The sequence below is a fragment of the Streptomyces sp. NBC_00414 genome (assembly GCF_036038375.1).
In the GTDB taxonomy this organism is placed as follows: Bacteria; Actinomycetota; Actinomycetes; order Streptomycetales; family Streptomycetaceae; genus Streptomyces.
Genome location: NZ_CP107935.1, coordinates 4081717 through 4095014 on the forward strand (window position 1 = coordinate 4081717; position 13298 = coordinate 4095014).

A 13298-nucleotide genomic window follows, 5' to 3' on the forward strand; every position below is an offset into this window, starting at 1 on the left:
ATCAGAGACCCTTTAGCTAAGATGAGTACGCGTACTCAGGCGTCCGCGTCCGGGCCGGAGTCACCATCGTGGAATGTTGTGGTCCGATCCGGAGAACGAGCCGCCGAAGGAGCTGCGCGACATGCAGGACATGTTGCGGCGGCTCGGCGTTCTCATGGCGCTGGCCGTGGTGCTCGCGATGATCATCCTCGGCCTGATGTGAGCCCGGCCCGATGCGGGCTCGGCCTGATGTGAGCCGCCGCGGCCCCGCCGATACGCTGACCGCATGACTGATCAGCCACGCCGCAGGCTCGTTCTCGCCTCCCAGTCCCCCGCCCGGCTCGGACTGCTGCGGCAGGCCGGGCTCGACCCCGAGGTCATCGTCAGCGGGGTCGACGAGGACGCCGTGACCGCCCCGACCCCCGCCGAACTGGCACTCGCCCTCGCCGAGGCGAAGGCGTCCGTGGTGGCGGCGCGGCCCGAGGTCATCGGCGCCCTGGTGATCGGCTGCGACTCGGTGCTCGAACTGGACGGCGTGGCCTACGGCAAGCCGGCCGACGCCGAGGAGGCGACCGCGCGCTGGAAGTCGATGCGCGGCCGGGCGGGCATCCTGCAGACCGGCCACTGCGTGTGGGACACGGCGGCCGGCCGGCACACGTCGGGCGTCGCGTCCACCGTCGTCCGCTTCGGCGAACCGACCGACGCCGAGATCGCCACGTACGTGGCCTCGGGCGAACCGCTCCATGTCGCCGGGGCGTTCACGCTCGACGGCCGCTCCGCCCCGTTCGTCGACGGCATCGACGGCGACCACGGCAACGTCATCGGGCTCTCGCTGCCCCTGGTACGCCGTCTGCTGGCGAAACTGGGCGTCGGCATCACCGACTTGTGGACCCCGCGCGAGAAGTGACCTACGAGAAATGACGTACGAGAGCTGACGCGGGAGACCGGCCCGCGGGCCGGGCCCCGGTGGGTCAGGAGGCCGAAGGCGCCGGGGGCGGAGGCAGGACACCGTCCTCAGGACTCGCGGGGCCCGGATCCGGCTTCACCTCGGGCGCCGCGGCGTCTCGGCGGTCGTACGTCATGAAGATGAGCACGATCAGCCCGAGCACGACCATCATGAAGGCGAACGCGCCCCAGCCCACCAGGCCGACCGTGAACGCCCCGAGCAGGGCGTGCACCACCGCCGCGCTGATCAGCAGGATGCGGCCGATGCCCGCGGGCGCCCGGTCACGCAGGCCGACGCGCAGCGCGGTGAAGCCGCAGAGCGCGAAGTAGAGGCCGAAGAGCAGGCCCGCGACCTTCGACGACGTGGACATCACGTCCGGGTCGAGCCCCGCCAGGGACATGTCCTGCCGGTCGACGACGACCCCCATGAACCAGTTGACCCACGCGATGCCCACCGCCTCCACGAAGAGCACGATCGCGGTCACCCATGCCACCGGTCTGCGGACCACCGGCCCCCACCCACTTTCGACTTCCGCCCGAGCAGGGCCGCTGTTACCCCAAGTACGTTGGAGACAGCCAGCACGCTACTAACGAGTAAACCCTGGGACAAGGGATCTGCGGAGGGCAAAGAATCGTTGGGCCATTCGTAGGGACTCCACAAAGAAACGGAGTGTCGCGCAGCACGCTCTCACAGAGACCTTGACCACATCGGCGGGCTAGGGTTCAAGGCAAGCCCCCTGCGTACCGAGGTGCGACAAGGGATTTCGCGGGCGAGCGGGCCTTGTATCACGCTCCGTGTGGGCAAGCTCACCATCGGGGACGGGTCGAAACGACGTGTCGGCAGTCCCTAAACTCGGCTTGTTTCAAGGAGAGGGAGCCAACGTGCGCAAGGTGTTGATCGCCAACCGAGGCGAAATCGCTGTTCGTGTCGCCCGGGCGTGCCGCGATGCCGGTATCGCGAGCGTGGCGGTGTACGCCGAGCCGGACCGGGACGCACTGCATGTGCGGGCCGCGGACGAGGCGTTCGCGCTGGGCGGTGACACCCCGGCGAGCAGTTATCTCGACATCGCCAAGGTGCTGCAGGCCGCCAAGGACTCCGGGGCGGACGCGATCCATCCCGGATACGGCTTCCTCTCGGAGAACGCCGACTTCGCCCAGGCCGTCCTGGACGCCGGGCTGACCTGGATCGGCCCGCCGCCGCAGGCGATCCGCGACCTCGGTGACAAGGTCGCGGCCCGGCACATCGCCCAGCGCGCCGGCGCGCCGCTGGTCGCCGGTACGCCGGACCCGGTGCCCGGGGCCGACGAGGTCGTCGCCTTCGCCCAGGAGCACGGGCTGCCGATCGCGATCAAGGCCGCCTTCGGCGGTGGCGGCCGTGGTCTGAAGGTGGCCCGCACCCTCGAAGAGATTCCCGAGCTGTTCGACTCGGCGGTGCGCGAGGCGGTGGCCGCGTTCGGCCGCGGCGAGTGCTTCGTGGAGCGCTACCTCGACAAGCCCCGCCACGTGGAGACCCAGTGCCTGGCCGACTCCCACGGCAACGTGGTGGTCGTCTCCACCCGTGACTGCTCGCTGCAGCGCCGCCACCAGAAGCTCGTCGAGGAGGCGCCCGCGCCGTTCCTCTCCGACGCCCAGGTCGCCGAGCTGTACGCGTCCTCCAAGGCGATCCTCAAGGAGGCCGGGTACGTCGGCGCGGGCACCGTCGAGTTCCTGGTCGGCGCGGACGGCACGATCTCCTTCCTGGAGGTCAACACCCGTCTGCAGGTCGAGCACCCGGTCACCGAGGAGGTCTCCGGTATCGACCTCGTCCGCGAGATGTTCCGTATCGCCGACGGCGAGGTGCTCGGTTACGACGACCCGCCGCTGCGCGGGCATTCCTTCGAGTTCCGCATCAACGGCGAGGACCCGGGCCGCGGCTTCCTGCCCGCCCCCGGCACCGTCACCACCTTCGCCCCGCCGTCCGGCCCGGGCGTGCGCCTGGACGCGGGCGTGGAGTCCGGCAGTGTGATCGGCCCGGCGTGGGACTCCCTGCTCGCCAAGCTGATCGTCACCGGCGCCACCCGTGAGCAGGCCCTGCAGCGGGCCGCGCGTGCGCTGGAGGAGTTCACCGTGGAAGGCATGGCCACGGCCATCCCCTTCCACCGCGCGGTCGTCGCCGACCCCGCCTTCGCCCCCGAGCTGACCGGGTCCGCGGATCCCTTCACGGTCCACACCCGCTGGATCGAGACCGAGTTCGTCAACGAGATCCCGGCGTTCACCGCTCCCGCGGACTCCGACCTGGACGACGAGCCGGGCCGTGAGACGGTGGTCGTCGAGGTCGGCGGCAAGCGCCTCGAAGTCTCCCTGCCGTCCTCACTGGGCATGTCCCTGGCCCGTACGGGACTCGCGGCGGGCGCCCGCCCGAAGCGGCGCGCGGCCAAGAAGTCCGGCCCGGCCGCCTCCGGCGACACCCTCGCCTCGCCCATGCAGGGCACCATCGTGAAGGTGGCCGTCGAGGAGGGCCAGGAGGTCAAGGAGGGCGACCTGATCGTCGTCCTGGAGGCCATGAAGATGGAACAGCCCCTCAACGCCCACCGCTCGGGCACCATCAAGGCCCTGGCCGCCGAGGTGGGCGCCTCCCTCACCTCCGGCGCGGTCATCTGCGAGATCAAGGACTGACCCGGCCCACCCGTCATTCCCAGGCGCCCGGCGGCAGAATCCTCTCCGCCGGGCGCTTCGGGTACCTGGGACTGTCGCGCCCCGTCGGGCGCCCGAAGGGGCGCGGGGAACTGCGCGACCAGTCCCCACCGGCCCGCAGCCTCCGGACGGCCGTCACAGGGCCGCCGAGACGGCCTCGCACCCCTGGCCGGAGGCCATCGCACCCCTGGCCGGAGGCCATCCGGCAAGAGAGGGCAAGCTGAACCCATGGCCAACCCCCCGGCAGGGATGCGCGCGGACGCCCGCCGCAACCACACCCGCCTGATCGCGGAGGCACGGGCCACGTTCGCCCAGCACGGCGCCGACGCCTCCCTGGAGGACGTGGCGAAACGCGCGGGCGTGGGCATCGGCACCCTGTACCGGCACTTCCCGAACCGTCACGCCCTGCTGAACGCGGTCTTCGCCGACGCGGTGAGCGATCTGCTGAACCGCTCGCGCGAACTCCTCGACGACCCGCAGCCGTGCACGGCGCTCGTGGACTGGCTGCGCGCCGTCATCACTCATGCGAGTGAGTACCGCGGGCTGTCGCGCGCGCTCATGTCGGCCTCGCACGACGAGGCCTCGGCGCTCGCGCAGTGCAGCGGCCCGATGCGCGAGGCGGGCAGTGCCCTCCTCACACGGGCGCAGCGGGCAGGCTCCGTACGCACCGGTGTCTCCATCGGTGATCTGCTTCAGCTGACCAACGCGATCGCGTTGGCCGCCGAAGAGACCCCGGGTGACCCGGAGTTGGCCGACCGCCTGCTGGCGCTGACACTGCGGGGCCTCAAAGCCTGACGCCGCGCACACCGGACGGGACTACCGGCGCGGCGTCTTCAGCCGTTCCGGCAGCCGCTCCGGCGCACGCACCGGCACACGTACCGGCGTCGGGCCGACGTACGCGCTGACGTACGGACTGGACCGCCGTCCGTCAGCCCCGGCTCTGTCGCGTCAACGTCTGCGCATATCCGCGACGCGCGCCCGCTCGCTCTGGGCCTGATCGCCCAGCACCGCCGCGGCGCTGCGCAACTGCGGTGCTCCGCCGGGCACCTGGCCGCGTCGGGGGCCGGGCAGCGGCACGTCCCGGCGCGGCGGCTGGCGCCCCGCCGGGACCGTATCGCCGCCCGATCCGCCGGCTCCGGCCACCGCGATCTGTACGCCCTGGTCGGCCAGGGCCTGCAGTTCGGTGGCCGCGCGGTCGTCCTGGGCCGGTGGCTCGTCCGTGACCAGCCGAGTGATCACATCGGTCGGCACCGTCTGGAACATCGTGTCGGCGCCGAGCTTGGTGTGATCGGCCAGGACGACGACCTCGGCGGCCGCCTGGACGAGCGCGCGGTCGACGGAGGCCGACAGCATGTTGGAGGTGGACAGGCCGCGTTCCGCGGTCAGCCCGCTTCCGGACAGGAAGGCCCGGGAGACCCGCAGCCCCTGGAGGGACTGCTCGGCCCCGCTGCCCACCAGGGCGTAGTTGGAACCGCGCAGGGTGCCGCCGGTCATCACGACTTCCACACGGTTGGCATGGGCCAACGCCTGGGCCACCAGCAGGGAGTTGGTGACGACGGTCAGCCCCGGCACCCGCGCGAGCCGGCGAGCCAGCTCCTGCGTGGTGGTTCCCGCCCCCACCACAATGGCCTCGCCCTCTTCGACGAGGCCCGCGGCAAGGTCGGCGATGGCCGTCTTCTCAGCGGTCGCGAGATGAGATTTCTGCGGAAAGCCGGACTCCCGCGTGAAGCCGCCCGGCAATACCGCACCGCCATGTCGGCGGTCGAGGAGTCCTTCTGCCTCCAGTGCACGCACGTCCCGCCGTACGGTCACTTCGGAGGTCTGGACGACGCGGGCGAGCTCACGGAGCGACACGGCTCCATTTGCTCGCACCATTTCGAGGATCAATTGGCGACGTTCTGCAGCGAACACGAAACTGACAGTAACCCCAACGACCGTCTGCTTTCAGCAGTTTTCGCCGAATAACAGAAGTTGTTCGCATGGCCGGACCCGAAGTGGTATACGCGCCTAATCACGGCGACTATGCCGCGCGAATGGTCCGCGACTCCCCGTGACCGACGGGCCCGCCACTCCCTGTGACCAGCGAGGAATCGCTATTCGTCTCAGCCCTCGCCCGTGGACTTCCGGGTGTGCAGCTGCCGGGCCACCTCGGCGATCGAGCCCGAGAGGGACGGATACACGGTGAACGCCTTCGCGATCTGTTCGACGGTCAGGTTGTTGTCGACCGCGAGGGAGATCGGGTGGATGAGTTCCGAGGCGCGCGGCGCGACGACCACACCGCCGACGACGATCCCGGTGCCCGGACGGCAGAAGATCTTCACGAAGCCGTCCCGGATGCCCTGCATCTTGGCGCGCGGGTTGCGCAGCAGGGGCAGCTTCACGCAGCGGGCGTCGATGACACCGCCGTCGACGTCGGCCTGCGAGTAGCCGACGGTGGCGATCTCGGGGTCGGTGAAGACGTTCGACGACACCGTCTTCAGGTTGAGCGGGGCGACCGCGTCACCGAGGAAGTGGTACATGGCGATACGGCCCTGCATGGCGGCCACGGAGGCGAGCGCGAAGATCCCGGTGACGTCACCGGCCGCGTACACGCCGGGGGCGGTGGTCCTGGAGACCTTGTCGGTCCAGATGTGCCCGGACTCGCGGACCTTGACCCCGGCCTCCTCCAGGCCCATGCCGTCGCTGTTCGGGATGGCGCCGACGGCCATCAGGCAGTGCGAGCCGGTGATGACGCGGCCGTCGGCGAGCGTCACCTCGACCCGGTCGCCCACGCGCTTGGCGGACGCGGCGCGCGAGCGGGCCATGACGTTCATGCCGCGCCGCCGGAACACGTCCTCGAGGACGGCCGCCGCGTCCGGGTCCTCGCCCGGCAGCACGCGGTCGCGGCTGGAGACGAGCGTGACCCGCGAGCCGAGGGCCTGGTAGGCGCCGGCGAACTCGGCGCCGGTGACACCGGAGCCGACCACGATGAGCTCCTCGGGGAGCTCGTCGAGGTCGTAGACCTGGGTCCAGTTCAGGATGCGCTCGCCGTCCGGCTGCGCGTCGGCCAGCTCGCGGGGGTGCCCGCCGGTGGCGATGAGCACGGCGTCGGCGACGAGCGTCTCCTCGCTGCCGTCCGCGGCCCGTACGACGACCTTGCGCGAGCCGTCCAGGCCCTGCATGCCCTCCAGCCGGCCGCGGCCGCGCAGCACCCGCGCCCCGGCACGCGTCACGGAGGCCGTGATGTCGTGGGACTGGGCGAGCGCGAGCCGCTTCACACGGCGGTTGACCTTGCCGAGGTCGACACCGACGACCCGCGCGGGCGTGTCGATGTGAGGGGTGTCGTCGGCGACGATGATCCCCAGTTCCTCGTACGAGGAGTCGAAGGTGGTCATCACCTCGGCCGTCGCGATGAGGGTCTTGGACGGCACGCAGTCGGTGAGCACCGACGCACCGCCCAGGCCGTCGCAGTCGACGACGGTCACCTCCGCGCCGAGCTGCGCGGCCACCAGGGCCGCTTCGTATCCGCCGGGTCCGCCGCCAATGATCACGATCCGAGTCACGTACTCCATTGTCCCGCACGCTTCAAGGTGCTTCCGCCCCGGGGGCTCCGTCCGGGTGCCGCGGGTGTGCGATCCGGGTGGCACGGGCGTGCGAACCGGGGCTCCGGTTACGGGAGAGTCACATGCGTCGGCTGCCGTACCCTCGGTCCCATGTCGCTCTACGCCGCGTACGCCGGCAATCTCGACCCGCGGCTCATGACGCGCCGCGCACCCCACTCGCCGCTGCGCGCCACGGGGTGGCTCAACGGCTGGCGGCTGACGTTCGGCGGCGAGCACATGGGCTGGGAGGGCGCGCTGGCGACCATCGTCGAGGCCCCGCGTTCCCAGGTCTTCGTGGCGCTGTACGACATCGCGCCCCCGGACGAGGAGTCCCTGGACCGCTGGGAGGGTGTCGGCCTCGACATCTACCGGCGGATGCGCGTACGGATCCACACGCTGGAGGGCGAGGAGTCGGCGTGGCTGTACGTCCTCAACGGTTACGAGGGAGGGCTCCCCTCGGCCCGTTACCTCGGCGAGCTCGCGGACGCGGCGGAGTCGGCGGGCGCCCCGCACGACTACGTGATGGAGCTGCGCAAGCGCCCCTGCTGACCCACGGGCCCCTGCTGTCGGCGGGTGTCGACAGGCTTTGGCGGAAACAACAAGACAACGATCGCAAACCCGTGACCATCAACATCTACGCGCGTAGGCCCTGAGCGGCTACCCTCATGCGCGTGAACGCATCTCTTCTTCCGGACGACATCCAGGGCGACCCGTACGCCGCCGCCGACGCCGCCGCCGCGCGCCTGCGGGAACTCTCGGGCGCCGAGACCCACGACGTCGCCCTCGTGATGGGCTCCGGCTGGGCGCCGGCCGTGGATGCCCTCGGCGACCCCGATGCCGAGTTCCAGGTCACCGACCTGCCCGGTTTCCCGCCGCCGGCGGTCGAGGGGCACGGCGGCACGGTCCGCTCGTACCAGATCGGCGACAAGCGGGCGCTCGTGTTCCTGGGCCGCACCCACTACTACGAGGGCCGCGGGGTCGCAGCCGTCGCGCACGGCGTCCGGACGGCCGTGGCCGCCGGCTGCAAGACCATCGTGCTGACCAACGGCTGCGGCGGCCTGCGCGAGGGCATGCGCCCCGGGCAGCCGGTTCTCATCAGCGACCACATCAACCTGACGGCGACGTCCCCGATCGTCGGCGCGAACTTCGTCGACCTGACGGATCTGTACTCGCCGCGGCTGCGGGCGCTGTGCAAGGAGATCGACGCGACGCTCGAAGAGGGCGTGTACGCGCAGTTCCCCGGCCCGCACTACGAGACGCCGGCCGAGATCCGGATGGCCCGCGTCATCGGGGCGGACCTGGTCGGGATGTCGACCACGCTCGAAGCGATCGCCGCGCGGGAGGCCGGGGCGGAGGTGCTCGGCATCTCCCTGGTGACGAACCTCGCCGCGGGGATGACGGGTGAGCCGTTGAACCACGAGGAGGTCCTCCAGGCGGGCCGGGACTCGGCCGCGCACATGGGGGCGCTCCTCACCCAGGTCCTGGACCGCCTGTAGTTTCCTCGCCCCCGCCGCCCCTACCCGTCCCTTACCTGCCTCGGGGGCGCTGCCCCCGAACCCCCGGTCCTCAAACGCCGGACGGGCTGAGATGCAGCCGGACCGGCGGACACCTTCAGCCCGTCCGGCGTTTGAGGACGAGCGCGTCAGCGCGATACCGGGGGCGAGGGGGCGCAGCCCCCATGCGGGACGGGAACGGGTAGGGGCGGCGGGGGCGAAGAAAGTCCCCGGGCCGGGGTACACCGACACGTACGACGAACGAAGAGAGGTCGACCCTCGTGCAGGACGAACTCATCGCGCGGGCCAAGGCATGGCTGGCCGAGGACCCGGACGCGGACACCCGCGAGGAACTCGCGAAGCTCATCGACGCCGAGGACACCGCGGAGCTCACCGCACGCTTCTCCGGCACCCTCCAGTTCGGCACGGCGGGCCTCCGCGGCGAACTGGGCGCGGGCCCGATGCGCATGAACCGCGCGGTCGTCATCCGCGCCGCCGCCGGCCTCGCCGCGTACCTGAAGGGGAGGGGGCAGACGGACGGCCTCGTCGTCATCGGCTACGACGCCCGCCACAAGTCGACCGACTTCGCCCGCGACACCGCCGCGGTCATGACGGGCGCGGGCCTGCGCGCCGCAGTGCTCCCCCGCCCCCTCCCCACGCCCGTACTCGCGTACGCCATAAGGCATCTGGGCGCGGTGGCGGGCGTCGAGGTGACGGCCAGCCACAATCCGCCGCGGGACAACGGCTACAAGGTGTATCTGGGCGACGGCTCCCAGATCGTGCCCCCTGCGGACGCGGAGATCGCCGCCGAGATCGCCGCGATCCGGAGTCTGGCCGACGTGCCCCGCCCGGACTCCGGCTGGGAGACCCTCGACGAGGGCGTCCTGAACGCCTATCTGGAGCGCACGGACGCGGTGCTGGCCCCCGGCTCCCCGCGGACGGCCCGCACGGTCTACACAGCGATGCACGGCGTCGGGAAGGAGACCCTCCTCGCGGCGTTCGCCCGGGCCGGCTTCCCGGAACCCGTCCTCGTCGCCGAGCAGGCCGAGCCGGACCCCGACTTCCCCACCGTCGCCTTCCCCAACCCGGAAGAGCCCGGCGCGATGGACCTCGCCTTCGCGAAGGCCCGCGAGACCGACCCCGACCTGATCATCGCGAACGACCCCGACGCGGACCGCTGCGCCGCGGCCGTCAAGGACGGCGCGGACTGGCGCATGCTGCGCGGCGACGAGGTGGGCGCGCTCCTCGCGGCACACCTCGTCCGCCGGGGCGCGCGGGGCACCTTCGCGGAGTCGATCGTCTCCTCGTCCCTCCTCGGCCGCATCGCCGGGAAGGCGGGTCTGCCGTACGAGGAGACCCTGACGGGCTTCAAGTGGATCGCCCGGGTGGAGGGTCTGCGGTACGGCTACGAGGAGGCGCTCGGCTACTGCGTCGACCCCGACGGCGTACGGGACAAGGACGGCATCACGGCGGCCCTCGCCATCACGGAGCTGGCCTCGGAGCTCAAGGCGGAGAACCGCACGCTCCTCGACCTGCTGGACGACCTCGCCGTCGAGCACGGCCTGCACGCCACGGACCAGCTCGCGGTCCGGGTGGACGACCTGTCCGTGATCACGGACGCGATGCGCCGGCTGCGCGAACAGCCGCCCACGCACCTCGCGGGCCTGTCCGTCACCAGGGCCGAGGACCTCACCCTGGGCACGGACGCGCTCCCGCCCACGGACGGCCTGCGCTACACGCTGGACGGCGCCCGCGTCATCGTCCGGCCCAGCGGTACGGAGCCGAAGCTGAAGTGCTACCTGGAGGTCGTGGTGCCGGTGGACACCCATGACGGCCTCCCGGCGGCGCGCGCGAAGGCGGCGGAGCTGCTGTCGGCGGTCAAGCGGGACCTGTCGGCGGCGGCCGGCATCTGAACCGCCTGACGGACCGGGGGCGGCGGTGCCGTCGCCCCCGGTCCGTCAGAGGCCGTACCGGCTCTTCAGGTGGCGCCAGAAGTCGCGGAGCATCCATTTGTCGAACTCCGTGATGTAGGTGGCGCTGCCCGCGTTCATGAGGAAGCAGCACTGGCCCGTCGGCGTCCAGTCGTAGAAGTCGTCGAGGCCGAAGGTGTGGCCGACCTCGTGCAGGTAGATGTGGATGTCCTCCTGGGCCAGCGCGCCCGTGAAGTACTCCTGGCCGACCCGCTGGCCCCAGTCCCCGCCGGCGCCGCCGCCGAAGCCCTTGGTCAGCCAGAGGGACTGGTCGTAGTGGCGGGCCGCGCCGCCGGGGCACTTCGAGTAGTCGCCGTCCTGGTGGAAGAACCGGCCGCAGTCGGGCGCGCACTGCGGGGCGCCCCCGCTGTCGAGGTTTCCGGCGTAGACGTCGACGGAGTTGTCGGTCCACTGGAGCGTGGAGCGGTTCTTGACCGCCCAGCCGACGATGTTGACCGGCACGCTGGTGTAGGGCCAGGCGTTGTGGCCCGTGCCGTTGTCCAGCATGGCCGCCGTCCACTTGCCGAACTGCTTCTTCAGCGCGGTGTGGATCCGGTCCCGCAACGCCGTACTGACCGGGGCGTCGGACTCCCAGCGGACGCAGTAGTTGATGCTTCCCCGGTTGGCCATGACCTGGTCCCAGCCGTAGTTGCGGAAGCCGTAGAGGTCCGGGTAGGTCGACGAGACGTGGTTCCAGACCTCGTCGAGCGGCTGCACCAGGTTCGCGGGCGGGTTCCACTGGTCGGCCGCCTGCGCCGCCGGGGCCGCCGGTGTGAGGGGCGAGGCGGCAAGCGCGACCAGCGCGGCGAGGACGGTGACCAGACGTGCCAGATGTCGGCCCGGACGGTTTCCCAGATGTCTGCGCACGGTGAACTCCCTTGGTGGGGGACGGGATTTCACCCCTGGGTCGCCACCGGCGCCCCTGCGGTTGCCCACCGTGCCCGCCGCGTTCCGCTCAGCCCCACACCACCAGCACCGCCGCCCACAGCAGAGCCAGCACGACGGCCAACGGCCACAGCGGACGGCCGCGTTCGGGGGCGGTGCTCTCGCCGGTGGGACGCAGCGCCGGGTCCTTGCGCATGGCCGACAGTTCGGCGGCCAGCGCGTCGTACGGATGGACCAGTCCGCGTCGCCGCTCGAACCACGCCCAGCGCGGCGCCGCGACCGACCAGCCGTCGTCCCGCCAGCGGAGCTTCAGCTCGAAGGACCGGCGGCGTACGGAGCGGAAGTCGTCCCAGGGGACGTGCCGGGGGCCGCGCAGCCCGGTGACCCACAGGCCGGAGCGGTCCGCCGTGATGCGCCAGGCGAGTTTCACGGGGACGCGGACGGCTCCGTAGAGACCGAGTGCGGCGGCCAGGCCGAGCTTCCAGGAGGGCAGGTCGGCCTCGGTGAACCCGGCCCAGGTGAGCCAGACGCCCCACTGCACCAGCAGCGCGGCGGCCACCCAGTCCAGCCAGCCCGCACGCCAGCGGCGCACCGGGGTGGGGACGCGGTCCACGACCGACTCCCTCGCCTGTTCCTCCAGTTGGCGGTTCTGCTGCTCGCGGGCCTTCTCCCTGGCGACCCGCCGTGCACCGGCGCTCGGCGACAAGGGGCGGACCGGTCCCGCCGACCACTCCGTCAGCGGCGGCTGGTCGGGGTCCTCGTCGGCGCTGAGGACCACGACCTCGGCGCCGTCGAAGGGGGCGCCGAAGAGGACGGCCTCGCGGACCGGCCCGGGGAGGTCGTCGTCCACCGCGTCGAGGAGCCGTTCCAGTTCCTCGGCGTCGGCATCGGCGGAGTCCGGCTCACCGTCCTCGTCCTCATCGTCGTCGTCCTCTTCCGATTCACCGTCGTACGAGGTCAGTTCGACCGTGAACAGCGGCCGTACCGCCGCCAGGTCGTCCGCCGCGTACACCTCCGTGGTGCCCTGCGCGTCGTCGCGTACGAGAACGCGCAGTACGGGTGCGGGGGCGCGGCGCAGCGCGACGGCCCGGTGGCGGCCGAGCCACGCCGAGACCAGGGCGGTCATGCCGAGCCCCGCCAGGTAGAAGGCCATGACCCAGGAGCCGCGCTGGTCGTCGGCCGTACCCCACAGACCCGCGGTGGCGCCGGTGAGCAGACCGACACCGAGGACCACGAGGCCGAGCGGGAGCAGGAAGCGCCCGCGCCGCACGGTGGCGTCGGCGTCCGGGACCTGTGCCGTGCCGTCCCCGGCGGCCTCCAGGGCCTGTTCCAGCTGGGCGCCGCGGGCCCGCAGGCGGACGGCGACGGCGGCCCAGGAGGCCACCACCACGAGCGCTCCGACGGCCGTGACGCCCCAGGGCATGGACGGCGCCTGTACCGCGAGTCCCAGGAGCAGCGCGGGCGCCCCGGCCCAGACCAGTTCGGGCCGCGCGAGCACCCACAGGACGTAGACCGCGAAGCCCGCCGCGACGAAGGGCCACAGTCCGCCGAGCATCGCGGCCCAGGCGCCCGCGCAGAGCGCGAGGGTGGTCACGGCGCCCGCGATCGACCTGCGGACCCGCAGGAACGTCCAGCGCGGCGGCAGCACGGCCGACCAGCCGGCCGCCCGCCCGGCCGTCCAGTCCCGGCAGTCGTCGGGTATCGCGGCCGCGGGCAGTCTCAGCGGCTCGTCGTACGACACATGCACTCCTGGATCGCGTGGGAACGCCGGT

At 71.8% G+C, this 13298-nt stretch carries 12 protein-coding genes; 7 read left to right on the forward strand and 5 right to left on the reverse strand.

The window, feature by feature from the left end; all coding sequences use genetic code 11:
* The first annotated feature begins 73 nt into the window (after positions 1-73).
* The gene (gene mmpB / locus OHS59_RS17495; protein WP_328494330.1) at positions 74-202 is read left to right on the forward strand and encodes a morphogenic membrane protein MmpB; all 129 of its coding nucleotides are present in this window, start codon (positions 74-76) and stop codon (positions 200-202) included.
* A gap of 63 nt (positions 203-265) precedes the next feature.
* Positions 266-886 carry a Maf family protein gene (locus tag OHS59_RS17500; protein ID WP_328494331.1) on the forward strand — a complete coding sequence of 207 codons (621 nt, stop codon included), beginning with the start codon at positions 266-268 and terminating at the stop codon, positions 884-886.
* Between the two features lie 64 nt (positions 887-950).
* On the opposite strand, the gene OHS59_RS17505 is transcribed toward OHS59_RS17500, so the two are convergent.
* Positions 951-1433, reverse strand: coding sequence for a hypothetical protein (locus OHS59_RS17505; protein ID WP_328494332.1), 483 nt, complete (start codon positions 1431-1433; stop codon positions 951-953).
* Between the two features lie 373 nt (positions 1434-1806).
* On the opposite strand from OHS59_RS17505, the gene OHS59_RS17510 reads away from it, so the two are divergent.
* Both OHS59_RS17510 and OHS59_RS17515 read left to right on the forward strand, forming a co-directional pair.
* Positions 1807-3579 carry an acetyl/propionyl/methylcrotonyl-CoA carboxylase subunit alpha gene (locus OHS59_RS17510; protein WP_328494333.1) on the forward strand — a complete coding sequence of 591 codons (1773 nt, stop codon included), beginning with the start codon at positions 1807-1809 and terminating at the stop codon, positions 3577-3579.
* Between the two features lie 246 nt (positions 3580-3825).
* Positions 3826-4392 (forward strand): TetR/AcrR family transcriptional regulator, encoded by a 567-nt coding sequence (locus OHS59_RS17515; protein ID WP_328494334.1) that lies wholly within the window; start codon positions 3826-3828, stop codon positions 4390-4392.
* Between the two features lie 153 nt (positions 4393-4545).
* On the opposite strand, the gene OHS59_RS17520 is transcribed toward OHS59_RS17515, so the two are convergent.
* Positions 4546-5472: a DeoR/GlpR family DNA-binding transcription regulator gene (locus OHS59_RS17520; RefSeq protein WP_443061457.1), complete on the reverse strand. Its 927-nt coding sequence runs from the start codon at positions 5470-5472 to the stop codon at positions 4546-4548.
* Between the two features lie 227 nt (positions 5473-5699).
* Entirely contained in the window at positions 5700-7148 is a 1449-nt protein-coding gene (locus tag OHS59_RS17525; protein ID WP_328494336.1) for an NAD(P)H-quinone dehydrogenase, read from the reverse strand.
* 141 nt (positions 7149-7289) lie between these two features.
* Between OHS59_RS17525 and OHS59_RS17530 the strand changes: the two genes are divergently transcribed.
* From OHS59_RS17530 to OHS59_RS17540, 3 genes are all read left to right on the forward strand, one after another.
* On the forward strand, positions 7290-7727 hold the full coding sequence (locus OHS59_RS17530; protein ID WP_107020348.1) for a gamma-glutamylcyclotransferase: 438 nt from the start codon (positions 7290-7292) through the stop codon (positions 7725-7727).
* A 122-nt stretch (positions 7728-7849) separates the two neighbouring features.
* On the forward strand, positions 7850-8674 hold the full coding sequence (locus tag OHS59_RS17535) for a purine-nucleoside phosphorylase (RefSeq protein WP_328494337.1): 825 nt from the start codon (positions 7850-7852) through the stop codon (positions 8672-8674).
* 278 nt (positions 8675-8952) lie between these two features.
* The gene (locus tag OHS59_RS17540; protein ID WP_328494338.1) at positions 8953-10584 is read left to right on the forward strand and encodes a phospho-sugar mutase; all 1632 of its coding nucleotides are present in this window, start codon (positions 8953-8955) and stop codon (positions 10582-10584) included.
* Positions 10585-10629: 45 nt separating this feature from the next.
* On the opposite strand, the gene OHS59_RS17545 is transcribed toward OHS59_RS17540, so the two are convergent.
* Together OHS59_RS17545 and OHS59_RS17550 are read right to left on the reverse strand one after the other, a co-directional pair.
* Positions 10630-11508, reverse strand: coding sequence for a hypothetical protein (locus OHS59_RS17545; protein ID WP_328494339.1), 879 nt, complete (start codon positions 11506-11508; stop codon positions 10630-10632).
* An 88-nt stretch (positions 11509-11596) separates the two neighbouring features.
* Entirely contained in the window at positions 11597-13267 is a 1671-nt protein-coding gene (locus tag OHS59_RS17550) for a hypothetical protein (RefSeq protein WP_328494340.1), read from the reverse strand.
* Positions 13268-13298 lie beyond the last annotated feature (31 nt).

Excerpts from the sequence above, each read along its gene's own strand:
- OHS59_RS17520 (WP_443061457.1), bottom strand. The coding sequence starts at position 5,472 with ATGGTGCGAGCAAATGGAGCCGTGTCGCTCCGTGAGCTCGCCCGCGTC.
- mmpB (WP_328494330.1), top strand. The coding sequence starts at position 74 with ATGTTGTGGTCCGATCCGGAGAACGAGCCGCCGAAGGAGCTGCGCGAC.
- OHS59_RS17515 (WP_328494334.1), top strand. The coding sequence starts at position 3,826 with ATGGCCAACCCCCCGGCAGGGATGCGCGCGGACGCCCGCCGCAACCAC.
- OHS59_RS17530 (WP_107020348.1), top strand. The coding sequence starts at position 7,290 with ATGTCGCTCTACGCCGCGTACGCCGGCAATCTCGACCCGCGGCTCATG.
- OHS59_RS17525 (WP_328494336.1), bottom strand. The coding sequence starts at position 7,148 with ATGGAGTACGTGACTCGGATCGTGATCATTGGCGGCGGACCCGGCGGA.
- OHS59_RS17500 (WP_328494331.1), top strand. The coding sequence starts at position 266 with ATGACTGATCAGCCACGCCGCAGGCTCGTTCTCGCCTCCCAGTCCCCC.